A 23,897-nucleotide genomic window follows, 5' to 3' on the forward strand; every position below is an offset into this window, starting at 1 on the left:
CCGGGTTGTGTAACCCTGCCTGTCGTTCGTAGAGCCCAAGACGATGAAACGCCGCCGCCTTTCCAGGCTCTCATTGGGCGGTGGATACTGGAATTGGCGGGGGAGCATCAGTGAAGTTCATGCTGAGTTGCCCAGATCTGCACCCGGGTCCGTGTCCGCCACAGTTGAGGCAGATGTCAGCAGTCGCTTCGCATTCTCGAACGTTTTTGGTCAGTTGCACGCTGGTGAAACATTGCAACATAGACTTGTAGGTAAGCTTGAACCTTATGCGGTCTCCGACGTGATAGGGAAAATTGCATTCCGTGATGTCGACGACCGTATAGTCGGAGTTGCTGGTGATGATCGAAAGTCCAGGCACAGTTGAGATCAAGGACGCGGGATCGGTATCGACGACGCCGAAATCTAGAATGGCTCGCGTCCGGATGCCGCGGTCCTCAGGTTCACGGCAGACGCCGAAGGCATCCCCTGTTTTCTCCCCCGCCGGAAACGATGGCTTGGATTTCAATTCGACGATCACCGCTTCGAAATCCAGCGCGTCGTCGTGCAGGGGCGTGTAGATCTTCTGCGCGCCCGAGAGCGTTCCCAGCAGAAGGGGTTCGCCGACCCGGATCTGGTTTACAGAGGGGGGTAGGCCGTGCCTGTCCAGCCAGTCCAGCACGACGGATCCACCGAGCGAGACGATATCCGGAGTGATGCCGAGGCCTTCGCTCATCTGCCTCGCCAACCCATCGATCAACCCGATATTTTCGAAGTTTGGCAGGACGCCGTTCACGCAGCCGTAGTTGGCGCCGATCCCTGCAAATCGTATCCCCCAATCCTCAAGGGCGCGAATCCGGGAGACCATCGGCAGCACGTCTTCGGGTAGCACGCCTTCACGCAGATCTCCGACCTCCACCATCAGAAGCACGCTGTGTCTGGTCTGCTGACAACGGGCGGCTTCCGCAAGTTGCGTAATCGTGTCCATCTCGGAATTGAGGCTGATGTCGCAATATCTGACGACATCATCGGCCAGGTCGGGTCGCGGAACGCAGGTCAGCATCAAGGGCTTGTGGATCGCGCCGGCGAGCCGCTTGGCAGCGTGGACCTTGGAAATTCCCAGGCATGCCAGGCTCGACTGGTCATAGAGGTCGACGATGGGATCGAAGTCCTGGCAGGGTTTTACGACCCCAACGACACTGATCCCGTGATTTTGGCAATGGTTGATGACGGTGTCTATGTTGTTCCGGATCAGAGGGAGGTTGATGTTCAAATGGGCCATCTCAGGCTCCTGAGCCATGGGAGTACGGTAAGGCGGCAGTCTGGCGCTAGGAAACGACCGGTTGCGGAGCCAATACCGCGACGATCGATCCCGCTCGCGAGGCGGCTATACGGTCTGGCCGCTTAGTGATGCACTTCCGGCTCGCCCTTTGACCATGCGTTCGCGCAGTTCAGAAATAGCGGAGGGACGTCCCTTCGTGCTGAAGACAAGCCCACTGCTCGCATGACGCTCGTATTCAGGCGAAGCGCGCCGCATCAGGCGATCCACGCCGGCCAGGTAGTTCCATCTGACCGCCGGAAATAGGGAGTGCGCGAGGTGGTAGGAGTCCCCGAACGGAAACAGGTTGTTGCGGATGATTGCACCACTCAGTCCCGGAAAATCCGTGGGCCGTCCCAGTTCGATCTCCCGCTGGTGATAAGGGATATCGTCTGCGCATTCCGCGAACCAGCGATGCAGGGAGACATGGGCGATCCAGTAGAAGAGCGGATAGATGACCAGGACCTGGGCGATGTATAGCCAGAACAGTTCGGCGTACCAGCCGATGCTGACATAGACCGAGACGACCGCGAGGACGCAGATGATCCGCAGGTAGAAAGCCGGCCGGCCGAAATCTTCCACGAGATAGCCCGCGCATTCCTTCAACCTCGCAAGGAGGCCTGCTGGTGTCAGCGGATGCAAAAAGCCGAGCCAGAAGGCGGCCTCGCCGATGCCGGGCGTGAAGCCCTTGTCGGCAAGCTCCCTTAGATCGGGATCGTGGGGCATGTTCACGGATCGGTGGTGGGTGACGACATGGATGTGATGGCGGGCGCGTATCTCCGGCATGAAAGCTGGAAACTGGTAAAGCAGGTTGGTGATGACCTCACCGAACTTGTGGTTCGGGCATAGCGAACCATGCGCCGCATGGTGCCCAATCTCCTGCAGCGATCTGAACCGTCCGGCCACGAACAGTACCATGAGGACATCGACAAGGAGATTGTCGACTTCATGGAAGACGATGTTCGCGGCCAGTATCCAGAGGAAAACACGAACGTAGATGAGCGGGGCGAGGATATTGTCATACCGCTTGCTTGTCAGTGCCCGGAACTGGCGCCGGTAGTGTCGGACGGCATCGGCCGACTGGGCAGGCGCGGGGAGCGTCGCAAAATCGAACCTGTGATAGAACAGATCTACCGCTTGGATACACAACGCCGCGAAACACGCGATTATTGCGCAAAGCATGATTGCTCTCCATTTTTTGGCTGAATTCGGATCAATGCAACAGCTATCAGGCGGCCAAGTCGCGTTCGCCTGGCGGCATTCAAAATAAACGTTTTGAGTGCTGTATGGATATTTTTCTCATCATGGTTGCGTTGTTTTGCGTTTGTCAACCGCCAATTCGCGTTTTCATATTTTTTTCACAATTCAGCTACCTTTGGTTGACTAAATAAAAGTTGTGTAGTTCAATCTGAATACTCGCTGTTTCGTTGGAGCATATCCGGCAGCCTAGACTGAAGTTGCAAGCATTATCATTTACATTTCCGTCGTGTTGATCCGCAAAGCGAATATTGTTTGCGGGTGTTCTGGAGATTTTCGCAAATGATACTGACAGGTGATGCTATCAAGAGTGAGATGATAGGCGGCGATATTCTGATATCACCCTATTCCGACCAGTTCGTGGAGCAGAACTCGTATTGCGTGCATCTTGGGCCGACGATCGTTGAATATGACACGATCCTCGTCGACGCCCGGGCGGAAAACGCGACCACTCGGCGCGACATTCCTGAGGAGGGGCTGATCCTCTATCCGGAACGGTTTTATCTTGGGCACACGCAAGAGATCATTGGCGGCAAGGCCTATGCGTCCGAGCTCTATGCCAATCTGTCGACGGCCCTGTGCGGAATGTTCATCCAGACAAGCGCGCCGCTCGGGCATGTCGGCGCGGTCATCAGTTGGACGCTCGAGATCATCGTCGCCCACCCCCTCGTCGTCTACAGCGGCATGCCGATCGGTAAGGTCTGCTTCTGGCGAAATGCCGGCAGCCACCGCGCCTATGAAGGCAGGTACCTGAATTCGAAGACTGTCGTCCCTTCGCGTATCGGATTGGATCCAAGATGATACTCACCGGCCCTGAGATTGTGAACCGCGTCGCCTCCGGCGAAATCGTCATCGCGCCTTTTCTTCCGGAGAACGTCAATCCGAACAGCTACAACTTCCGGCTTCATCATGAGATGAAGGTCTATGACGAAGGCGTCATCGACGTGCGTAAGGAAAACAAGACGAGCGTCGTGAAGATCGGCCCCAAAGGTTATGTGCTGCATCCGCGGCGTCTCTACCTGGCCACCACCATGGAGAAGCTCGGCAGCAATCATTTCGTACCGACCTATGCGGCCCGCTCTTCGGTCGCCCGGCTCGGCATGTTCATCAACCTGTCCGCTTCGCTCGGCGATATTGGCTTCATCGGCCAGTGGACCATTCAGCTGTTCGCCATCCATCCCATTCGCGTCTACGCCGGCATGTGCATCGGCCAGATGATGTTCTGGCACACCCAGGGGCATGTCGAACTCTACAACGGCAAGTACCAAGGGGCGACGGGGGCAATGGCCTCTCGGATCTTCGTCGATTTCGACGAGAAGATGTCTCAGCACGTCTACAACGAGCTCCCACCCGCCCCCTTGCTCCCGGCGGATTCGGAGGCGGTCCGATGAATGTCGTCGCTCTGCCAAGCAAGTTTCACAATCTCGATCGGCTCAAGACCGAGGTTTCTGTTCCTCCATGCCTTTGCCTCGGGGAAAAGGAACTGTCTCTCCTGTTTTGCAACTTCAATGCGATTTCCGACGCTGCCGGTAAAATTCTGTGCCGCATCGCGCTTACATCGGGCGCCTTCCTTGCCGACGATCTGCGCGAACTACGGAACCTCACCGAGGCGCTGGCACCCGCGGACGACGCCCGCCGCAAACTTGTCGACCTTCTGAGCCTGTGCTTTGGCGAGGATGGCTCGGCCGGAGCATTTGCCGTGCGGTCTGCCAATACGATCGAGGACAGCAGCTCGAGAAGCTTTGCGGGCCTCTACGAGACCTTTCTCGACATTCGTGGCTCGGCGGACATGCTGGATGCCATCCGAGCGGTTTGGCTGTCGGCCTATTCCCGTACCGTCATCACCGAACGCATTCATGCCGGCCTGCTCGATGATAGCAACCCAATGAATGTCATCATTCAGCGCATGGTACCTGCGACCCATGCCGGCGTGGCCTTTTCCCGCAATCCCGTGACGGGAGCGGACACCATCCTCGTCGAGATCGTCAGTGGCCGCGGCGACAGCCTGGTGTCTGGACAAAGGGCCGGGGACCGCTACGCGATCGACAGAGGCCGGCCGGATGGATGCACGGTCGCCGATCAGGCGGACCACAAGATCATTCTGGATGCCGTGTTACCCCTGTTGCGCCGCGTTGAGCAGCAATTGGGGCCGGTCGACATCGAATGGGCATGGGACGGACAGACCGTCTGGCTGCTGCAGGCGCGGCCGATCACCAGCATCGATCGCATTGAGGCTTCAAGCGAACCCATGTTGGTCGTCGTCGATCTCTACGGTCAGGACGGTGCCGTGCTTGAGCAGATGCGCCCACTGCCGGATTTTATCTCCTATTTCCGGGACAAGAGAATGCGGATCGCGGAGTTCGCGAGACGCCACCATCTTGGGGTCGCGACCGCCTTGGTGCTGAAGCTGAACCGAGGCGGCATCGAGCTATCCGCTTTTTCGAGCGAAGTGGTCGGCGCCTTTGGCAGTGACGAAGTCATTCTGGATTTCAGCGCAAGCTTCCGGCAGATCATTCTGCCCCGCGACGGGCTTGCAGACGAGTTGCGGATGCTGATGAGCGACCCGCTACGACTGCACACGATCGTCGTCCGGGACTTCATCCGGGGTGATGTCGGCATCATCACCCATGTGGCGGATATGCAGGACGCTGTCGTCGGCGAGTGGTCGAGCGATGGCCTGCTTGCTATCAACCGCGGCACCGCCGAAACCCGCGTTTTCCGCCTGGCAGGCCCTGGTGACGAAGACGACGACCTGCCTCAGGTCGCGGTAGGTCAGCTCTACGACGCGACGCTTGCCGCCCATCGCGAAATCGGCCCCGTGCAGATCGAGTGGGTGATGAGTGGCAGTTGCGTCTATCCGCTCGACTTTTCGGTCCTGTCGGCCCAATCGATGTTTGCAGGGGCCGTCGAGGGCACTGCGATTTCGCGCGGTTACGCCTTCGCTCCGACGCTCGTGCTCGATGACGACCGCGATCTGGAGATCCTGAGCATCGCGCCCTCTGTCAGCCTGACGGATATTCCCGATGCGAGCGAGATGGGCCCGGTTCTTGCCCGGCTGCTGGCGCGCATCGGCAGTTATCCGGTTGCGCCGATTGTTGTCTGCAGGCGCCCCCTGGCGGCGCTTGCCCCCCTGCTGCCGCTGGTCAGCGGCTTCGTGTTCGAGCGAGCCGCAGTGCTGTCGCATCTGTCGATATTGATCCGCGAGAAGGGCCTCCCCGCGGCGCAGGCCCCTGAACTTTACGCATACGCGCGGGCGAAGAACTCGCTGTTGATCGATATCGGCGACAGCATTGTCATTTCCTCTCCCGGCGAAGGCGCGGCCGATCTGGGACACGTCCCTGTCAACTCCTCCGAAACAGATGGTGATGAACATGCATACGCGTGATGGGAACGACCCGCATGATGTCTTTATCTATCTCTTCGAGCCGGGCGAACATCTTGCCCCGAAAGACGAGCATTCGCCGCCCTCGCTCATCCTGAAAGGTCAGGTGCAGGCGACGACGGTCGGCGAGAACGGCATGTTCGTCCGTCCCGGCCAGATCACTGTTACCGACCTCCTTGCGCCCGGCAAAGAAGCGCTTGCGATTGATCCCTTCGCTTATGATTTCCTCTATTTTTCCGAGGAACAGCGCCACGTCCGGTTGCGCAGCAATGAGACATTGCAGGGGTGGATGTCGATGTCGCGGGGCGACGCCGCCGACAAGCCTGGGGCTGCGGCAGTGGACCTCGTTCCCTTCATCATACTGGTCGATCATGGCAATCGCGCGTCGCTCTATCACTTTGCCGAAATCGGTTACGCCGGCGGACTTTACTTGCGCTTCGCGGACCACGAGAGCGGCGAACGGCCGCTCCGGTATGTCGACCTCGACGTTGCTCTCGGCGAGACGCGGGCCCGGCTTCTGCGCCGCCACGAACTCTTCAACGACAACAGCGGATTCAGCCGGTGGCAAGCGGAATTCGAGCTCGAGCGCAAGCTCACCTTCGCCGGCATTCCCGACACGTGGAGGCTGACGCAAGAGCTCTACCAGCGCATATTGTCCGGCAGCTTTCCCGGCTTCGTGCCGGAACTGGGCATGGAATTCCAAGTCTACGACTACGAATCCCATGTGTTCGAGGTGCTTGGGCCGCCGTCGGAGGCCGGGTACATTTCCTTCATTCCCCAGTCTGACGGCAAGATGACGATCAAGCGGAAATGGTTCGTCGAGAACGCCGAGCTACGCAAGGAAACCATCATCGGCAATCAGGCGATCGCCTTTGAGGATATCGAGCGTCACGTCAAGACGATGACGAGCGGTCGGACCAGACGTCTGTCGGCATTCCGGCGCAAGCGCTTCGACGTCCATATGGAATCGCTGAAGACGGGGCATATTTTCGGCATCTACTTCGATATCTGCCGCATCGTCGGTGACGAGCAGTCGGTCATGTCCCAGTGCGAAGTCGAATATTGCCGGTCAAGGACGCTTTTCGACCTGAGCGACGTCTATGAGGAATTCGAACTGATCGCCGCGCATGCGGAAGCATTTCTCGTCGAGCACGGAGTCAGCTTCGAGCGAAATCTCTACTCGAAACTCGATTTCGTCAGAGGGCATTTCCTTTCACGGGCAGCTTGAACAGGGGCGTGAAGACCATGCGCATCGTCATTTTTGGCAGTTGGAAAATCCGTCATGCTGAACCTCTCGATCGGAGCGAGCGCATATTGGTGTTCTGCGCAGTCCCCGACCGACTTCAGGTGGGCGCGTCTATTGCAGCCGACCTCAGGGGGCAACTTGCCCGGGTCGCGATCTATCGTGACGGGCTCCAAGAGGCGGACGGCGTCCACGTCGCGCAGAACCTTTCGGGCGATGGCGTGCCGCTCGCCATTGCGGAGCTCGTCGGGCCGATGGTGACAATCACCCACCTGCTAACCCGCGTCGAGGTGCACAAGAGCCATTTTCTCGGCGTGCCGCCGCTGTCAGTGACGATACCCGACCAGGATCTCGTCGGCGCGCTGTTTGCCCTGTGCGACCAGGAGCATCTGCGGCTGTGCAATTACGAATGCCTCTATTACAAGGGGCTGCCGGACACCGAGCTCGAATTCAAGTTCAACATCCGTACCCCCTATAACTTCTACAGTATCAACAGGCTGTTCTACGAGAAGCTCGATCGTGGGGAGATCGAAGGTTTCATGCCGCAGCTCGGTGATGAGATCCAGCACTGGAGCTACGACAACAATCTCTGCGAGATCCTACCCAATGCGGAGGGCGTCGGCGGTTATGTCTCCATCATGTACTGGAGCAAGAAAAAGCGTGCCAACTGGGACGAGCGGACGGTCACGTTCAAGAAGAAGCTCTTCCATGAAGATACGCTCGAACGATGGGAGCGGAACTACCATAACCTCTATGTGCAAGGCACGCCCGAGGAGAGCCTTGCCAGCTACTTCGATCTGCCACTGGCAAGTTGCCCCGATTGGCGCCGTACGCGATTGGACATCGCCTGCGAAGCCAATGACACCGGCAACATCTTCTTTCTGAACTTCGAGGACAGCCGGGTCTATAACGATAGCTCGCCGCAGGGCCGGCTGCAGCAATGCGAGATCGAGTATCACAAGAGCCGAGGCGTTCCCGATGACGACCTGATCTATCGGGACTTCGAGCGCATCGGGCAGGCGATGGAGAGCTTCCTCGCCGAGATTGGCCTGCCTTACGAAAAGACCAATTACTCCAAGCTCAGCTTCCTCAAGGACTACATGGCGTCGAAAGAGCTGGCCGGCCAAGGACGGGGGATGTCGCGATGACGAAATCCGGCGTCCATCAGATCCGGCTTGCGCTGATCGGTCCGAGCGGGGCGGGCAAAAGCACGACGGCGCGGCTTCTCCAGACGGCGCTTCAGGCGCGCGGTTTGTCCTGCAGCGTGCATAAGCTTGCCAAGCCTCTCTATGATATCAAGCAGATGTATTATCAGGCGGCCGGGCAGGTGGTCGCTTATGATGCGCAAGACCACCCTTTGATGGAACAGATTGCCCGTGGCCTGCGCGACCTGTCGCCGACCAGCCTCGTGGATAACCTCACCCTGCGCCTCGCCGACTGCACGGATGACGTCATCCTCAACGACGATTTGCGCGACGACGCAGTCGACTGGCCAGCACTCCGTCGCCAGGGCTTCCGGCTCATCCGGATCTTTGCACCGGAGGGAGTGTTGAGAGACCGTATGATCGGCCGCGCTGATCTGCGGCTGATCGAACATTCGCCGCTCGACGCGCAAGTGCGCAGAATGCGCGCCGACTACGTCCTGTCCAATACGGCGGATCTGGCGAAACTGCAGACGCAGATCGACGGCCTGCTCGACCGGCTCACCGCCGGCGTTCGCGAGCGTGGCGCCGTTACGTCAACGCTTCAGCCGGTTTGAGGGCGCGCGGATGTCGGTCCCGGTTCGAGCCATCCTTTGCGACATCGACGGCACGTTGATGTTCGGCGGCAGCGCAATTCCCGGCTCGGTAGAGGCGATATCAGAGCTGCGCGCAGCCGGCATCGCGCTTCGGTTCTTGACCAATATCAGCAGCCTCGCGCCAGACGCTCTGGCAGCCAGGCTGTCGCAGCATGGCTTCGACATTCAAGCAGAGGAAATAGAGACTTCCGTCACCGCCTGTGCCTCGTTGCTGGCGAGGGACGTGGACCGCACTGTCTGGCTGCTGGTTCCTGACAGCGTTCGGCATCTCTTCGATCAATGCAGCCAGACTACGCGCAACCCAGATACCGTGGTCGTGACGGATGTCAGACATGGCTTTTCCTATGCGGCGATGAACGAAGCCTATCTCATGCTTTCGCAAGGCGCGGATTTCGTCGTTCCGCACCGGACGATGTACTCCGTCGATGAGAGGGGTCGATACCTCGATGCCGGCGCTTTCATTGCTGGCCTGGAGGCCGCAATCGGACGCAAGGCGACTGTGACCGGCAAGCCCAGTGCGACATTTTTCAACGAGGCGCTGAGAACTGTCGGATGGGGAGCTGGCGACGTCCTCGTCGTCGGCGATGATATGCTGACCGACATCAGGGGGGCCGAGCACTGCGGAATGCGCTCGGTTCTTGTCGCGACGGGCAAGGGCACAACCCCTTACAATTCAGCGTCGGCCGGACAGCCGACATTTCTCCTGTCTACGATTGCCTCATTGCCGGCTTTGGTTCACTCCCTCAATCGGAAGACACATCATGCTGCCGACCTCACTGCCTGACAGTCAGACGCAGTTTTTGCTTGAAAACGGCAACGTCTGCATAGCTTTCCAACACTGCGAAAACAGTGCGGGCATTGCCGCCAGACTGGCGGACTTTCTGGCTCCATCATTTCAGATTGCCGGTGACCACCCGCATTTCGATTTTTCCATAGGTTTCGAACCCTATGAGAGCTTTCCCGAAACATGGAAAAACGTCGTTTTAAGCGACCTGCTTATCCGCCGCAGTACCGCCGACATGTTCAACCTGAAGGCAGAGGTTTCCGTTTGGGACGAGAATGTCATTGTTGTTCATGATGCAAGCAAAAGAACAGCCTACCGGATCGACAGGCATACCCGACATATAACTGCCTATGTTTCCGAAGAATCCTTCGTGCATCTGGTAGAATTGATACGATACACATGCCTTATCATCGAGGAATCGAGAGGAACCATACTTCTTCACGCGAGCGCTGCGATGGTAAACGGGGAAGCCGTGCTCGTCCTCGGCCACAAGGGCGCTGGCAAGACGACGACCTTGCTGCGGTTGTTGCTGAACGAGGCCTTCGACTATCTGTCTGGCGACAAGGTTCTGATCGATTCCACAACTGGCGGCCTGAGGATACGCGCCTGGCCGGACTATCCGCACATAGGCATCGGATCCTTGCGGACATATCCCGTCTTTGCCGCAGCATGTGGGGTCGATTTCTTCTGGGAAGACGGCTGCGAGAAGCCGGACAACCACAAGGAACTCATCGAGCCGCATGTGTTTCGTGCCGCCCTGCCGGGCAAGCCCCGCAGAGCATGCGGAAATGTCCGCGCAGTTCTTTTCCCCGATATTGGCAACTCCAGACTTGAGGTGCGGCAACTCCGGCCGGACGAACAGTCTCTTGAAGTTCTTCGGGACAATGTCGAATTTCCGTTCGAATTCACCCCAGGGCGTTGGCATGGTCTTTTCGACGACATCATGCGCCGCGAACGCGTTCTCGACGACACATTGCTGCATCGCCTCATGGAGGTTCCTTGGTACTCGGTGCTTGGACCGGTTGCCTCCCCTATCCGGGAGCTATCGTCATGACGGATCTGCCACGCCTTCTCTGGATGCTGATTGACGGATTTCCGCACTGGCTGGTCGAGCGATATGTCGAGAGCCCTAGGGTAGCCGCGCGCCTTCCGATGTTGCAACAGCTCTGGAGGCAGGATTGCATCAGCAGGCTACTGCCCGTTTCGCCCAATTGTCAGACGCCGCCCTCCTTGTCGACGCTCTGGAGCGGCGTCGAGCCGCTGGGGACCGGCATCGTCGGTTTTCATCTGCCGGATCCGGACGGGGCACATCCAATCGCGGTGAAGGAGGCCTTTTCGGTTCGACCGACGCATGTCCGCTGGATCTGGGATTTCTATGCCGAAGCCGGCCATGCAGTTCGGCTGTGCCATGTTCCTTTCGTGTCGCCTGAGAGACTGGGAGATCGCGCGCGCTATGTCAGCTACGGCTTCGTGCCTCCGCTGCGCGCGCCAGCCTTGGCCTCGCCCTCGTCGCTCAGCCCCAAGGAGTTATGGCACTATGAGGCGATCGACGGAGATGCTCGGCTGACCGCCGGTTCCTGGTCGCTGCAGGATCAGGCCGTCGATATCGAACTGGGCGCATGGCGCCCGCGGCTGCATGGCAATGACATCGAGCGTACGGTTGAGCGGCTACGGCACGCGCCGCCTTTGCTCGCATCCGCGCCCAACACGCTCTATCGCGAAGGAAAACTGGGACCGCGTCTCGCCGACGGCGGCGACGGCACCGCCGAACGTGTTTTCACAGCCTGTTTGATCCAGATGTCCCTCCGCTATCTCGATGAGTTTCTGGATAGCGTCGAGCAGGCCGACAGCCAGCTTGTCATCGGATACCAGCCTGCCCTCGATATCATGCTGCATGAATTCGCTGGCTATCTCGATCCTGCCTGCCTGTTCTGGTCTGCCGAGCGCGAAGCGATCGTCGATGAACTGGTTTTGACGATGCTTGAACGCTTCGATGTCTTCCTATCGCGACTTCAGGCGGTAGCGCGTCCGAAGGACCGTGTCATCGTGTGCTCGGATCACGGAATGGCATCGCTGGATACGATCATATTTCCCAACACGGTACTTGCGCAAAGAGGGTACCTCGCCAGCACGCCGGATCTCAAGATCGATGTTGAACGTTCGATCTGCTTCTATCACCCGGCAGAGACGGGGGCGCTCTGGATCAATCCTGCCGCCGCCGATCGCGCGGGTGTTTCTCGGCGGGCGATCGTGGCCGATCTTTGCAGCGACCTTGCCGATGCACCGGGAGGAGTGCCTGACATTCTGCCGACCGGTGGCGATGTACTGGAAGGCTTCGACCTCCTCGGGCATCTGCGGCCCGGTCACTGCCAGCAAGCCAAGGCGACGATCACGGATGCTCGTTGGGGACCGAGCCGGAAGACGGGGGAACACGGCAGCCATTGCCTCGATCCTCGTCTGGAGGGGATCGTCATCGATCTCAGCGCCGAGCGGCAGCGACCGACAGCGTCAGCGATCATGGCCAAGGATGTTGCGGCCGCATTCATGGGCTGCCGCATTCCGCAGGAGGCGCTCAATGCGTGAGCCGTATTCCAGCGAAGCTTTGCCCGTTCTGGCAGACATCCACGGCAACCGCATGGGCTTCGAGGCCGTGCTCGATCGCCTCGCGACCTTGAATATCCGGCGTCCTCCCTTGCTTCTCGGCGACCTGGTCTGGACGCATTTCTGCGACCGCAGCGCTTCCGAGCTCGTCATGCTGCTTGATCGGATCATGTCCATGCCGCTCACCGGAGCTGTGTGTGGAAATACCGACGCGTTTTTCCTCAACGGCTGGCTGGAGCGCTGGGACCCTGCAGACGCTGAAGACCAGCGAACCCGGTCCCATATGCTTTCCTTCAAATCGTGTCTAAGTGCGGCGCATCTGGCATTTCTGGGCGCAATGCCCAATACGCAGACATTCGTCATGAGCAATCGGACGTGCCTCGCTTGCCACGCATCGCCGCGCGACAACCGCATCGGCCTGACGCTGGACATGCGGACCGACGATGTCGATGCGCACCTGGACGGTCGCCACATGTATTGCCTCGTCACGGGACACCTGCATACGCCCTTCGTCCGCGTTATGGAGAGCGGGCTTCTCCACATCTCCGTCGGAGCCGTTGGCCGTCATCCTCACGAATATGACGGCATCGTCGATTTCGCGATTCTCGATCATACGCCAAGCGGCCTTGTCGCCGTCCACCACCGGCTTCTCGAGCCGCAGCAGATGCATTGAATATCCAGGCCTTTCGTCTTCTCACATTTTTTGTGGAGCCTGACATGAAAGCTCTATCACCATTGGACACTTTGGCGCTTCTCGTCGTGCTGGCACTGTGGTCCGGCAACTTCGTGGCGACCAAGATCGGGCTGAATGGTATCGACGTCCTGTTCTTTTGCGGCTGGCGTTTCCTCATTGCCGGCATCTGCGGATTGCCATTCCTCAGGATGCCAGGAAAGAACCTTTCCTATCTGCTGATCATCTCACTCGTTCTCGGAACCATTCACTTCGCCTTCCTGATGTATGGCATCCGTGGCGCCGGCGCCGGCGCCTCGACGATCGTCTACCAGCTCAATGTCCTCTTCGGGGTGATCCTGGGGATTCTGCTGTTCGGGGAGCAGTTCAGCTATCTGCGCTTCACCTGCATCCTTCTTGCGATCGCTGGGTTGACGGTGACCCTGTGGCAGAAGGCAGAGTTCTCCGTGTCGCTTGCCCTCGTATCGGTGGTGATTGCAGCTTTCATCTTCGCCTATGCCCAGATCATGGTGAAAAAAGTAAAGGGCATGCCGGGTTTCACGATCAACACCTGGGTCAACCTGCTGGCCGCGCCGCAGATGTTCCTGCTGTCCTATATCTTCGAGGGAAACCAATGGGTGGCGATCGCGCAGATACCCCTGAATTCCATCCTCGCGCTTCTCTACACTTCTGCACTGTCGGGCGTTTTCGCTTACGGGTTCTGGTATTACCTGCTGCAAAAATATCCGGTCGGGACCGTGCTTCCGATGACGCTGATCGTGCCCCTCAACGGGGTGCTCCTTTCCGTCTTCCTGCTTGGTGAAGTCCTGACGCCGGAACTGGCTTTCGGGGGAGCCATGATCTTGCTCAGCGTGGTGGGCATCTACATGCACGACCAGATCAAAACACTTCATTTCGGCAGGAGGCCCAGGAAATGAGCACAGAGGAAAGAAGACTACTGATCGTCGAGGTTCACGCCCGCGGGGCCGGCAACTATCCCCGCTTTGATATCCTGCGAAGGCACGGCTATGCGATCTTTTATCTCACGAGCAGCGAAGCGGTCGATCCCTACAGCTTTGCCGATATCAGGCGCGTGCCGAGCAAGTTTCTGGACGATTTGCGCAAGGCTGCGGAAGAATGGCACCGCGAGGTCGGCTTCGACGCGGTCATGACGACAGACGAGGCATCCGTAATCGCCACCGCAAGCATTGCCGAGGCGCTTCAGTTGCCTGGTCTGGGCCTGAAGGCTGCGCAAAACAGCCGCAACAAATGGTTCATGCGTCTTGCACATCAGGCCGGCGGGGCACCCCATCCGCAATTTGCCCGCTGCGATACGCTGGAGGATTCTCTGGTCGCCGCCAAGGAGATCGGATACCCGGTCATCCTCAAGCCGACGCTCGGCGCCCTAGCCCAGCATGTTTACAAGATTTCCGGTCCAGCGGAGATGGAGAACCGTTTCGCCGCGGCGATGGAGGGAAGCAAATCCGCCTCGTTCAGCCGGTTCGAGGCCAAATCCGAGGATATCGGACCTTGCACTCTTCTGGTCGAAAGCTTTCTCGACGGATCGGAACATGCAGTCGAAGCCGTCATCGAGGGGGACACTCTCCAGCTCGGCGCCATCGCCGACCGACTGTCGATCGATTCCGAAACCTTCGACGCCGATCTCTACAAGATGCCGACGGCTCTTTCGGCAAATCAGATTGAGTTGGTGCGTGAGGCGATCCGGCTTGGCGCCATATCGCAGGGTATCGGTCTCGGCGTTCTGCATGCCGAGGTCCGCTTCCATCACGGAAGCCCCTACATTCTCGAGATAGCGGCCCGTCCGGGGGGCGGCTCGATCCAATACACCTCTGAGGCATCCTACGGTTACTGCCCCGTCAGTGCCGCCCTGACGGTGGCGGAGGGACGAAGTGTGGACGTCCCGCCGCTAAAGCCGACGGGTGAGGTCTCGATTGCCCTGACCATGTTGTGTGACGAAGGTCATGTCGAGAAGCTGTCCGTTCCTCCGGGTGTGCGAAACATGCCGGGTGTCATAAACTTCCAGGTCGTTCCGAAACCTGGCGGCACGGTCTACCGGCCACCGCTGGGTAATGATGTGCTCGGGTTCCTGGGGACGAAGGGCAACAGCCTGGACGATGCACTCACTCTTGCGGACAGGATTTTTACGTCGATCGAGATCGACCTTACGCCATTGGCCCACACATGACGAACCATGCATGAGCAGACCGCCGGCAGACTTCAACGCATCACTATAGCATGACGCTCCGGCCCCAGTTTCTCCAGTTCCGCACGCAAGACGGCCCGCCATTTTTGCTGGAATTGCCCGCACCCAGGATGGCTTTCGATCGGAGCGGTCGGGAGACGATTTTCCAATGCCTGTTGTTCTCTATTCAGTATCGATGGAGGCCGCCGTGCCAGAGACCCCGGAGTACCTACATGCCTTCGCGATCATGCTGCCTGCGATCGCGCTTTGCTGGGGCCTGTGCCGGATGTTTCTCAAGGGCCCGCAGTCGGCATTGCTACCGGATTTCCTGCTCTACATATGTGCCGGGTTCCTGGTGAAAACGGTCTGCGGTACCTTCTTCCCGGACAGCATGGCGCTGTTGACGAAACAAAACGACAGCTTCGTTGCGATCCAATTCGTCGCTCTGTTTTTCTTCATGATGCCGAGCTGTGCAAATCTGCGTTTCGAGGGCCTTGGCAGTCACGCGAAGGAGGTCGGCAGTCTGGTGACAGGCTGCGTCCTGGCATTCTTCCTCGCCCTGCTATCGGCCCCCGCCATAGCCAAGTTCGCGCCTGACCCGTTGTTCGTCGATACCGATGAACACACCCGTTTTGCACATTTCCTGGTCTTGAGCCTCGGCACGATGGTGACGTCCATTCCGTTCCTGACCAAGATCCTGCTGAGTAACGGTTTGCTCAAGTCTCGCTTTGGCAAAAGCCTTCTGCTTTCGGCCTGCATTGTCGACGTTGTGGTCTGGATCATCTTCTCGATTGCCCTTTCGATTTCTTCGAGTGGCGGGGCGGATATCGGCACGGCCGGCTGGCAAATCCTGCGAGCGATCGCTCTCATAGGGCTGACACTCGGTATCGGCATTCCGCTTGCTCGGTGGGGTGCGGCTGCGCTTCAGCGCAACAGCTGGCTCGATTTTCTCTTCGCGCTCGCTGTCGCGGGCGGCACCCTTGCCTTTACCATGCTGGTTGGCCTCGAGCCGATCGTCGGAATGGTTCTCGCTGGGCTTGTCGCCGGTTCCGCTCGCGACCATATCGCGGAGGGCCTCGATCGCCTGGAAAAACTGGCCGGCACTTTCAGCGCCCCGGTCTATTTCATCTGCGTCGGTTTCAGCATCAACCTGACAACAACGCCCGATTTCGCGATGATCGTCGTCTTCCTGCTTTGGACCTCCGCGATCAAGATCGGGTCTGTCGCCGTCACGACAGGTTTCCTGCGCCAGCCAAGCTGGTCCAGTTTAGGCTTTGGCATCGCCATGAATACCCGGGGCGGACCGGGGCTGGTCCTTGCGGCCGCATCCTATTCCGCCGGCCTTGTCAGCATCACGGGTTTCATGGCGCTGACGCTGACCTCGATTCTCACCGCCGTGATGACGGATCTGTATCTCCGGTCGGAGCTGCGGAACGGTCGAGTGCCATTGCCCCACCAAGGGAACAAACTCTGAATACTAGGGCAGCAAAACCGCGATCGCCGCTCCGTCTGGATCAATCGACCCAGGGCAGAGTGCCCCGCGGCAGACGGTGGGCGGCGGCCGTGGCGATAGCGGCGAGGATGAGGACCAGAAGCGTCGACAGGACGGCGACCGCGGCTGCTGCGGTGGAGTTGCCTTCGTATTGCAGGGCAAAGATCATGACCCCGATCGTTTCGTTGCCGGACGACCAGAGCAGGGCCGAGAGCGTCAGTTCGTTCAACGCCGTCATCACCACGAGGATCGCGCCGGCCGCCGCGGCGGGCAATACACCCGGCAGGAAGATCGCCAGGATGCGGCGCAACAGCCCGGCGCCTGTCACGCGGGCGACTTCGTCAAGCGACGGATCGGCTGACTGTGCCGCGGCAGCAACCGGCCGCAGGACCAGTGGCAGGAAGCGCGCCAAGTAGGCGATGACGAGGATCATCATCGTTCCATAGATCGAGATCCCGACAAGCGGCAGAGGCTTCAGGAAGGCGAGGATCATGCCAAGGGCGACGACTGTTCCGGGAACAACCCAGGGAGCTTCGATGATGATGTCCAGCAGTCGCAATACCGGGTTCTGCCGCCGCCTGGACACAAACGCCAGCGGCACGGCGACGAGCATTGAGATGGCAGCCGTGATCAACGCGAGCAAAAGCGAATTGGCAAAGGCGCGTCTTACAGTCTGATTGTCGAGGACAGCGTGGAACTGATCGAGGCTGATCGTATCTGGCCCGAATGCCACGCCTATGGCCGGCAAGAACGCGGTCATCGTGAGGGCCGCCAGTGGGACCAGAGACAGGATCAGCACAAGGATCCAGATCAGGATCTCGATCACGGGTGCGCTGCGTCGCGCGACGAAGGGGGCGCCCGCCGGCAATGGCACGGCGAGACGGGTTGCAACGACATTGCGCATGACGATCGCGATCGCCGCCATTGCGGTGAGCACGAGGGCCAGCGTTGCCACCTGGCCAGCCGCTGCCGGACCAAAGCCGTTGAGGCGCTGGTAAATCAGAGTCGTCAGGACAGAAATGCGGCCGGGAATGCCGAGCAGTGCCGGCACGCCGAAATTGCCGATCGCGGCGGTAAAGGCGATCAGGCTGCCGGCCAGCACCGAGGGCATGACGATCGGGAGCACGATGCCGGTTCCGATACGCCGTGGCGGGATGCCGAGAATCCGCGCGGCCTCGATCAGGTCGGATGGCAGAGCCCGCAAGGCGGCCCGCACCGCGATGAAGACGAGCGGCATGTGCTCGATGCCCATCACCAGTGCTATTCCGCCCACTGAATAGAGTGGATTGGTAGAACCCGGCGCTGCGGCAAGGCCAAGTGGTTTGAGGATCGGTGATTGTGCGCCGAAGAGTTCGATCCAGGCGAGCGCCATGGTTTGCGACGGCACGATCAGCGGCATCAGGATGAGGAAGGTCAGCGCTGCGCGTGTCCTGAGCTTGAGCAGGCTGACGGCAAAGGCAAGCGCCACGCCGATGAGCGTCGAGACGACGACAGACAGAAGGGCCGTCTGCAGCGTGCCGCAAAGCGCCCTGAGCGTCGAGCGACTGGACAAGGTGGCAAGCATCAACCCGAGCGGTGTACCGTCCTCGCCGGGCTGGAAGGCGCTGGCAAACAGCCGGGCGAGCGGCCAGAGCGTTGTTGCGGCGACGTAGAGAACGAGAAGGGAGACGAGCAGATGCTCGCCTCCCCAAACCGGCATAGCCTTTCGGGTCTTGCCCCAGGCGGTGTTACGCATGGCGGGATCAGCCGCCGAAGAGCTCGGCGAACTTTTCCTTGTTCTCGGTGTCGGCCTTCAGCATGGCGTCGCTGTCGGCAGGTAGGATCTTCAGCGTCGTGAGAGCCGGATAGCCTTCGGGCTGGGTGACGCCGGGCAGGATCGGGAAGTAACCCTGGGCGGTCGCCTGTTCCTGCGCGGTCTTCGACAGCTGCCAGGCGACGAAGGTCTTGGCAGCGTCCACTGCATCCGAGCCCTTCAATACGGCAACCGGCTGGGTGATCGAGCTCACGCCTTCGGCCGGGAAGACGAAGTCGACGGGCGAGCCCTTCTTCTTTGCATTGAGCGCCATGTATTCGATAATGATGCCATAGGCCTTCTCGCCGCGCGCAACGGCCTCGATGACCGTGCCATTGCCCTGACCGGCAACGGCGCCGGCCTCTGCCAGCTTCTCATAGTATGCCCAGCCGAATTCCGGTTGCTGCGTCATGGTGCCGACATGGATGACGGCGGCACCCGAATAAAGCGGGCTCGGCATGATCAGGCTCTTGGCAGCGTCAGCCGCGAGCAGGTCGTTCCAGCTCGTCGGGGCCGTCTTCACGAGGTCGGTGTTGTAAACGATGCCCGTGGTGATCACCTTGGTGCCGAAGAAAGTCTTGTCGGCATCGATGAAGGCAGGATCGATGCCCTCGACCGCAGCGTCGGTGAAGGCGAGCAGGCGGTCGTCGTTCTTCAGCTGGGTCATCGCGACAGTGTCGGCGATCAGAATGACGTCGGCGGGGCTATTGCCGGCGGCATATTCGGCCTGCAGCTTGGCCATGACTTCGGTGGTGCCGGAGCGGAAGAGCTCCACTTTGATTTCCGGGTGGTCGGCGTTGAAGGCTTCGATGACCTGGGTCATCTGATCCTGCGGCTGCGAGGTATAGACGGTGATCGTGTCCTGGGCCTGTGCGGTGAAGGCGAGACCGGCAAGGATCGTCGTGGTGGTGAGGAGCGTGCGGATAAACATGGAAACCTCATTGAAGGGGGCGGAGCAGGCCCGGAAACTGTCGAATGCCGGCCCTTGGGCGGCAGGAGTTGTCGCCTAGCGCAGCGAGATGACGCCCGGACGACAGGTCGATGATCTTCGTGTGACATCGCCGTTGCTGGGCGTGCCCCCGCCTTCGCCGATCACCCAGCCGTCCGTGATGACAAGTTCGATCGGCGTGCCCGGCGCGATCCGCTCGTCGAGTGGCAGGCTGACGACGTCGCCGTCGATCTCGGTCGGCAGGCAATGGCTGAGAAGGCTGCCGTTCTGAAAGACCTGGCCGACGAGTTCGGTCTTCAGATGTCCGCCCTCGTTGACGCGCTTGAGATCCGAGGCATGAAAGCAGAGCCAGCCATAGCCGACGGGTGCATTTCCCGGCATGTCGAGAAGTTGCTGGCCAAGCATCACCCGGGTCCGGCCGCCTTCCGATTTGAGCACCCGGACCGGCAGTGTGCGACCGCGCCCGATGAAGCGGGCGACCATCGGCGAGGCCGGCTTCCGGTAGAGCTCCTCCGGCGTTGCCAATTGCTCCAGCCGACCGTGGTCCATGACGGCTACATGGGTCGCGACCGCCATGGCCTCGTCCTGGTCATGGGTGACGAAGACGAAGGTGGAGCCGGTCAGGCTGTGGATGCGACGGAATTCGGCAAGCATCGCCTCGCGTAGATGCGCGTCGAGGTTGGCGAGCGGCTCGTCGAGGAGGATCAGATTTGGTCGGGTCGCAAGCGAGCGGGCCAGCGCCACGCGCTGACGCTGTCCGCCGGACAGCTCGTGCGGGCGTCTGTCGCCGAGACCCGCGAGGCCGACGACCTTCAGCACCTCCTCGATCCGTGCGGCGCGTTCCCGGGGTTTCAATCCGCCGACCTTCAGGCCAAATTCGATGTTGCCGCGCACGGTCATCGTCGGCCACAGCGCATAGGACTGAAATACCATGCCGATCCCACGCTTCTCTGGAGGAAGGAAGGTACCATCACCGGCGACGATCGTCTCGTTGAAGCGAATTTCGCCCCCGTCAGGCGCCTCCAGCCCCGCGATCAGCCGCAGCACGGTGGTCTTGCCTGAGCCCGAAGGACCGAGCAGGGCGAGAAATGCACCGTCGGGGATTGTGAGCGAGACGCCGTCGACAGCCTGAAAATCGTCGAATCGCTTGGTGACGGTGGAAAGAGTAAGACGCGGCAAGGCTTTGGGCTCCCGAGTTTCCCTCGTCCTTTGCCACGTTCAGATGACGTCTGGATGAAGCCGCTGGCTTAGCTCCTCGGTGGTGAGCTTGTGGCAATCAATTTCAGGGCCTGTCATCCGTGTATTCAAGCAGACGTTTCGCCTGTTTGAGATGCGGTGCGTCGATCATTCGGCCAGCGAAACGGAGCGCGCCTGAATTGGGATTGGCGGCAAATGCGTCGACGATCGCCTGGGCCTCGGCCAATTCCTTTGCGGAAGGCGTGAATGCCTGGTTGATGACGGGCACCTGCGCGGGATGGATCGCCATCATGCCATTGAAGCCGTCGAAGCGGGCGCGCCGCGCATAGGCCGCAAGCCCGTCCGCATCGGCAAGCGCGGGGTAAACGGTCTCGATCGCAGCCACGCCGGCCGCGTGGGCGCCAAACAAGGTCAGGGAGCGGGCGAGTTCGTAAGGGGCGGTGTAGCGGCCCGTCTCGTCGCGTGCGCCAAGCGCCCCGATGGCCGCCGGCAGGTCTTCCGCGCCCCAGGTCAGGCCGACAAGCCGGTCGCTGACGGATGTGTAGGAGCCCAGCTGGAAGATCGCGGCCGGTGTCTCGGTCGCGATCGGCAGGATGGGGATGCCGGGCGCTTTTGCGCTCAGGGCTTCTACCGTTGAAGCCCCCTCCGCCTTCGGCAGCACCAGCCCGTCCGGCGGCACTTCAAGGATCGCTGCGAGATCATCGTCCAGAAGGCCGCTGTCGAGCGGGTTGATACGGACGAGAAGCGGGATCCTGCCTTTGGTCAGGCGGAGGAAGTCCGCCGCCGCCCGCCGGGCCGCAGGCTTGGCGTCCAGCGTCACGGAATCCTCGAGGTCCAGGATCAGGGCATCGGCGCCGCAGCCGAGTGCCTTCTCCATGCGATTGGGTCTGTCGCCCGGCACGAAGAGCAGCGAGCGCAGCCTCATTGCGGTCTCCGCGAGACGAGTGCGGAGCGCAGGCACTGGCAGACCAGCTCGTTGCGCTGGTTGAAGAGCTCATGCCGGAAGGTGACGATGCCAGCGGTCGGGCGTGATCGACTTTCTCTGAGGTCTGCGATCTCGGTTTCTGCCCGCATCGTGTCGCCGATGAAGACCGGCTTCGGCATGACGACCTTTTCGTAGCCCAGATTGGCAACCAGTGTGCCGAGCGTGGTATCGCCGACCGACAGGCCGACCATCAGCGAAAAGGTGAAGGTGCCGTTGACGAGGATCTGGCCGAATTCGCTCGCCTTCGCCGCTTCGACATCGAGATGCAGCGGCTGCGGATTGTGGGTCATCAGCGTGAACATCAGGTTGTCCGTTTCGGTCACAGTGCGCCGGATCTCGTGAGAGATCCTGTCGCCCAGTTTCCAGTCTTCGAAATAGCGTCCGGCCATCATCCGTCTCCCTCGATCCTGACGAGCAGGCTGCCCTCGACCACCTGGTTCCCCAGGCAGGCTTTCAGTTCGGCAACTGTGCCATCGAAAGGCGCATGCAGCACCTGCTCCATTTTCATGGCCTCGATGGCGATCAGCGGCTGGCCGCGTTTGACGAGGTCACCCTTGGCAACGGAAACGGCGATGATGATACCCGGCATTGGCGCGATGATGGCGCCGTCGCTGGGGCCTCCGCCATGACCAGCATGCCCGGCCCGCGGTGTTCCGAACTCCCACGCCTCGCCATCATGGAAAAGAACCCCGTTTTCCATTCGGACCGTCGTTTGAGCGCCATTCACCTGAACCAGATAAGGCCTCTTTCCAATGTCGACGGCGACCTGCCGGTCGATCTCGGCATTGAGGCGAAACCCCGTCAGAGCCGTCCAGACATCCTGCGATTGTTTCGGCAACAGGGCCGTTGCAGCGGCCTGCAAAACCGCTTCAGCCGGTCCACCTGGTGGCACAAGGTCTTCGACATGTCGCTCGATGAAGCCAGTGTCGACGGCACCTGCCAGGAAGTCGGGATGGCGGAGCGTGCGGACGAGGAAACCGGCATTGCTGTGCACCGGCCAGACCTCAACCTTGCCCGTACCTTCGCAAAGCTTGCGGATCGCCTCTTGCCGGCTGGCGCCGTGGCTGATGAGTTTGGCCAGCATCGGGTCGTAATAGGCGGTGATCTCGTCGCCTTGTTCCACGCCACTGTCGATCCGAAGCGTATCCGGCAGTCGCAGATGGTCGAGCATGCCGATCGACGGCAGGAAACCGGTTGCCGGATTTTCCGCATAGAGCCTGGCTTCCATGGCCCAGCCGGTGATGGAAAGCTGATCCTGATTCAATGGCAGAGGCTCGCCAGATGCGATGCGCAATTGCCATTCGACCAGATCCTGTCCGGTGATCGCCTCGGTCACGGGATGCTCGACCTGGAGACGCGTGTTCATTTCCATGAACCAGATGCGATCAGCACGCAGGCCCTCGGAGGCGTCGGCGATGAACTCGATCGTACCTGCGCCGACATAATTGACCGCGCGGGCGGCCTTGACAGCCGCCTGGCAGACCGCATGCCGGGTCACGGCATCCATACCGGGCGCCGGTGCTTCCTCGATCACCTTCTGGTGGCGGCGTTGCAGCGAGCAGTCGCGTTCGAAGAGATGTACGACATTGCCCTTGGTGTCGCCAAAAACCTGCACCTCGATATGACGCGGTGAGAGGATGTATTTCTCGATCAGCACGCGGTCATCGCCGAAGGAGGACGCCGCCTCGCGCCGGCAACTGGCGAGCGCTGTTGCAAAATCCTCCGTCCGCTCGACGCGGCGCATGCCCTTGCCACCGCCGCCGGCCACCGCCTTGATCAGCACCGGATAGCCGATGGTATCGGCTTCGCGCTGCAGTCGTTCCGGGCTCTGGTCTTCTCCGAGATAACCGGGTGTGACCGGCACGCCGGCTGCGATCATCCGCTGTTTGGCGGCATCTTTCAGGCCCATGGCCCGGATGGCCGCCGGTGGCGCCCCGACCCAGACCAGACCCTCGGCCATCGCGGCTTCGGCAAACTCGGCATTTTCCGACAGGAAGCCATATCCGGGATGGATCGCCTGAGCGCCGCTCCTGCTCGCCGCTTCGAGAATGCGGTCCTGCCGCAGGTAGCTGTCGCGGGCCGGCGCCGGACCGATCGGCAGCGCCTCATCGGCCTCGCGCACGAACGCCATGCCAGCATCCACATCCGAATGCACCGCAATCGTTCGGATGCCGAGCCGTTTTGCCGTGCGAATGATCCGCCTTGCGATTTCACCGCGATTGGCAATCAAGAGGCTTTCCATCATCTTCG

The 23,897-nt window shown here is 60.3% G+C and carries 21 protein-coding genes; 13 read left to right on the forward strand and 8 right to left on the reverse strand.

All coding sequences use genetic code 11. The features are described from left to right. Positions 1-70 precede the first annotated feature (70 nt). Together IP85_RS00500 and IP85_RS00505 are read right to left on the reverse strand one after the other, a co-directional pair. Positions 71-1,258, reverse strand: a complete 1,188-nt coding sequence (locus tag IP85_RS00500; RefSeq protein ID WP_054147706.1) for an alanine racemase — start codon at positions 1,256-1,258, stop codon at positions 71-73. 105 nt (positions 1,259-1,363) lie between these two features. Then, positions 1,364-2,476 (reverse strand): fatty acid desaturase, encoded by a 1,113-nt coding sequence (locus IP85_RS00505; protein ID WP_054147707.1) that lies wholly within the window; start codon positions 2,474-2,476, stop codon positions 1,364-1,366. Positions 2,477-2,833: 357 nt separating this feature from the next. Between IP85_RS00505 and IP85_RS00510 the strand changes: the two genes are divergently transcribed. From IP85_RS00510 to IP85_RS00570, 13 genes are all read left to right on the forward strand, one after another. Continuing rightward, positions 2,834-3,352: a deoxycytidine triphosphate deaminase gene (locus IP85_RS00510; RefSeq protein ID WP_054147708.1), complete on the forward strand. Its 519-nt coding sequence runs from the start codon at positions 2,834-2,836 to the stop codon at positions 3,350-3,352. Then, positions 3,349-3,942 (forward strand): dCTP deaminase, encoded by a 594-nt coding sequence (gene dcd / locus IP85_RS00515; RefSeq protein WP_082347530.1) that lies wholly within the window; start codon positions 3,349-3,351, stop codon positions 3,940-3,942. The genes IP85_RS00510 and dcd overlap by 4 nt, the downstream gene beginning before the upstream one ends. After that, complete coding sequence (locus tag IP85_RS00520; RefSeq protein WP_054147709.1) at positions 3,939-5,936, forward strand: PEP/pyruvate-binding domain-containing protein; 1,998 nt, start codon at positions 3,939-3,941, stop codon at positions 5,934-5,936. Before dcd ends, IP85_RS00520 begins: the two co-directional genes overlap by 4 nt. Then, entirely contained in the window at positions 5,923-7,161 is a 1,239-nt protein-coding gene (locus IP85_RS00525) for a hypothetical protein (RefSeq protein WP_156322679.1), read from the forward strand. Before IP85_RS00520 ends, IP85_RS00525 begins: the two co-directional genes overlap by 14 nt. A gap of 17 nt (positions 7,162-7,178) precedes the next feature. Continuing rightward, positions 7,179-8,324, forward strand: a complete 1,146-nt coding sequence (locus IP85_RS00530; RefSeq protein ID WP_156322681.1) for a hypothetical protein — start codon at positions 7,179-7,181, stop codon at positions 8,322-8,324. After that, positions 8,321-8,935: a hypothetical protein gene (locus tag IP85_RS00535; protein WP_054147712.1), complete on the forward strand. Its 615-nt coding sequence runs from the start codon at positions 8,321-8,323 to the stop codon at positions 8,933-8,935. Before IP85_RS00530 ends, IP85_RS00535 begins: the two co-directional genes overlap by 4 nt. 10 nt (positions 8,936-8,945) lie before the next feature. Beyond that, positions 8,946-9,758, forward strand: a complete 813-nt coding sequence (locus tag IP85_RS00540) for a TIGR01458 family HAD-type hydrolase (RefSeq protein ID WP_054147713.1) — start codon at positions 8,946-8,948, stop codon at positions 9,756-9,758. Beyond that, a complete protein-coding gene (locus tag IP85_RS00545) occupies positions 9,736-10,812 on the forward strand; it encodes a hypothetical protein (RefSeq protein ID WP_054147714.1) in 1,077 nt (358 codons plus the stop codon). The genes IP85_RS00540 and IP85_RS00545 overlap by 23 nt, the downstream gene beginning before the upstream one ends. Then, positions 10,809-12,341 carry an alkaline phosphatase family protein gene (locus IP85_RS00550; protein WP_054147715.1) on the forward strand — a complete coding sequence of 511 codons (1,533 nt, stop codon included), beginning with the start codon at positions 10,809-10,811 and terminating at the stop codon, positions 12,339-12,341. Before IP85_RS00545 ends, IP85_RS00550 begins: the two co-directional genes overlap by 4 nt. Continuing rightward, positions 12,334-13,032: a metallophosphoesterase family protein gene (locus tag IP85_RS22330; protein ID WP_054147716.1), complete on the forward strand. Its 699-nt coding sequence runs from the start codon at positions 12,334-12,336 to the stop codon at positions 13,030-13,032. Before IP85_RS00550 ends, IP85_RS22330 begins: the two co-directional genes overlap by 8 nt. Positions 13,033-13,076: 44 nt before the next feature. Beyond that, complete coding sequence (locus tag IP85_RS00560; RefSeq protein WP_156322683.1) at positions 13,077-13,967, forward strand: EamA family transporter; 891 nt, start codon at positions 13,077-13,079, stop codon at positions 13,965-13,967. Then, positions 13,964-15,235, forward strand: coding sequence for an ATP-grasp domain-containing protein (locus tag IP85_RS00565; RefSeq protein WP_054147718.1), 1,272 nt, complete (start codon positions 13,964-13,966; stop codon positions 15,233-15,235). Before IP85_RS00560 ends, IP85_RS00565 begins: the two co-directional genes overlap by 4 nt. 166 nt (positions 15,236-15,401) lie before the next feature. After that, complete coding sequence (locus IP85_RS00570) at positions 15,402-16,706, forward strand: cation:proton antiporter (protein ID WP_054147719.1); 1,305 nt, start codon at positions 15,402-15,404, stop codon at positions 16,704-16,706. A 40-nt stretch (positions 16,707-16,746) separates the two neighbouring features. Here IP85_RS00570 and IP85_RS00575 read toward each other — a convergent pair whose 3' ends face one another. The 6 genes from IP85_RS00575 to IP85_RS00600 all read right to left on the reverse strand — a co-directional run bounded on the left by IP85_RS00575 (position 16,747) and on the right by IP85_RS00600 (position 23,892). Beyond that, entirely contained in the window at positions 16,747-18,459 is a 1,713-nt protein-coding gene (locus tag IP85_RS00575) for an iron ABC transporter permease (protein ID WP_054147720.1), read from the reverse strand. A gap of 7 nt (positions 18,460-18,466) precedes the next feature. Beyond that, positions 18,467-19,447: an ABC transporter substrate-binding protein gene (locus IP85_RS00580; RefSeq protein WP_054147721.1), complete on the reverse strand. Its 981-nt coding sequence runs from the start codon at positions 19,445-19,447 to the stop codon at positions 18,467-18,469. Between the two features lie 75 nt (positions 19,448-19,522). Beyond that, positions 19,523-20,644, reverse strand: a complete 1,122-nt coding sequence (locus IP85_RS00585; RefSeq protein ID WP_082347532.1) for an ABC transporter ATP-binding protein — start codon at positions 20,642-20,644, stop codon at positions 19,523-19,525. 103 nt (positions 20,645-20,747) lie between these two features. Continuing rightward, complete coding sequence (locus tag IP85_RS00590) at positions 20,748-21,587, reverse strand: CoA ester lyase (RefSeq protein WP_054147722.1); 840 nt, start codon at positions 21,585-21,587, stop codon at positions 20,748-20,750. Next, positions 21,584-22,036, reverse strand: coding sequence for a MaoC family dehydratase (locus tag IP85_RS00595; protein ID WP_054147723.1), 453 nt, complete (start codon positions 22,034-22,036; stop codon positions 21,584-21,586). The genes IP85_RS00590 and IP85_RS00595 overlap by 4 nt, the downstream gene beginning before the upstream one ends. Next, positions 22,036-23,892: a biotin carboxylase N-terminal domain-containing protein gene (locus IP85_RS00600; RefSeq protein ID WP_054147724.1), complete on the reverse strand. Its 1,857-nt coding sequence runs from the start codon at positions 23,890-23,892 to the stop codon at positions 22,036-22,038. Before IP85_RS00600 ends, IP85_RS00595 begins: the two co-directional genes overlap by 1 nt. Between the last annotated feature and the right edge of the window lie 5 nt (positions 23,893-23,897).

The sequence above is a fragment of the Rhizobium sp. AAP116 genome (genome assembly GCF_001295785.1).
Taxonomy (GTDB): domain Bacteria; phylum Pseudomonadota; class Alphaproteobacteria; order Rhizobiales; family Rhizobiaceae; genus Allorhizobium.

Bases quoted from the DNA above. Each gene is read 5' to 3' on its own strand.
- IP85_RS00500 (WP_054147706.1), bottom strand. From the start codon at position 1,258: ATGGCCCATTTGAACATCAACCTCCCTCTGATCCGGAACAACATAGAC.
- IP85_RS00505 (WP_054147707.1), bottom strand. From the start codon at position 2,476: ATGCTTTGCGCAATAATCGCGTGTTTCGCGGCGTTGTGTATCCAAGCG.
- IP85_RS00510 (WP_054147708.1), top strand. From the start codon at position 2,834: ATGATACTGACAGGTGATGCTATCAAGAGTGAGATGATAGGCGGCGAT.
- dcd (WP_082347530.1), top strand. From the start codon at position 3,349: ATGATACTCACCGGCCCTGAGATTGTGAACCGCGTCGCCTCCGGCGAA.
- IP85_RS00520 (WP_054147709.1), top strand. From the start codon at position 3,939: ATGAATGTCGTCGCTCTGCCAAGCAAGTTTCACAATCTCGATCGGCTC.
- IP85_RS00525 (WP_156322679.1), top strand. From the start codon at position 5,923: ATGCATACGCGTGATGGGAACGACCCGCATGATGTCTTTATCTATCTC.
- IP85_RS00530 (WP_156322681.1), top strand. From the start codon at position 7,179: ATGCGCATCGTCATTTTTGGCAGTTGGAAAATCCGTCATGCTGAACCT.
- IP85_RS00535 (WP_054147712.1), top strand. From the start codon at position 8,321: ATGACGAAATCCGGCGTCCATCAGATCCGGCTTGCGCTGATCGGTCCG.
- IP85_RS00540 (WP_054147713.1), top strand. From the start codon at position 8,946: ATGTCGGTCCCGGTTCGAGCCATCCTTTGCGACATCGACGGCACGTTG.
- IP85_RS00545 (WP_054147714.1), top strand. From the start codon at position 9,736: ATGCTGCCGACCTCACTGCCTGACAGTCAGACGCAGTTTTTGCTTGAA.
- IP85_RS00550 (WP_054147715.1), top strand. From the start codon at position 10,809: ATGACGGATCTGCCACGCCTTCTCTGGATGCTGATTGACGGATTTCCG.
- IP85_RS22330 (WP_054147716.1), top strand. From the start codon at position 12,334: ATGCGTGAGCCGTATTCCAGCGAAGCTTTGCCCGTTCTGGCAGACATC.
- IP85_RS00560 (WP_156322683.1), top strand. From the start codon at position 13,077: ATGAAAGCTCTATCACCATTGGACACTTTGGCGCTTCTCGTCGTGCTG.
- IP85_RS00565 (WP_054147718.1), top strand. From the start codon at position 13,964: ATGAGCACAGAGGAAAGAAGACTACTGATCGTCGAGGTTCACGCCCGC.
- IP85_RS00570 (WP_054147719.1), top strand. From the start codon at position 15,402: ATGCCTGTTGTTCTCTATTCAGTATCGATGGAGGCCGCCGTGCCAGAG.
- IP85_RS00575 (WP_054147720.1), bottom strand. From the start codon at position 18,459: ATGCGTAACACCGCCTGGGGCAAGACCCGAAAGGCTATGCCGGTTTGG.
- IP85_RS00580 (WP_054147721.1), bottom strand. From the start codon at position 19,447: ATGTTTATCCGCACGCTCCTCACCACCACGACGATCCTTGCCGGTCTC.
- IP85_RS00590 (WP_054147722.1), bottom strand. From the start codon at position 21,587: ATGAGGCTGCGCTCGCTGCTCTTCGTGCCGGGCGACAGACCCAATCGC.
- IP85_RS00595 (WP_054147723.1), bottom strand. From the start codon at position 22,036: ATGGCCGGACGCTATTTCGAAGACTGGAAACTGGGCGACAGGATCTCT.
- IP85_RS00600 (WP_054147724.1), bottom strand. From the start codon at position 23,892: ATGATGGAAAGCCTCTTGATTGCCAATCGCGGTGAAATCGCAAGGCGG.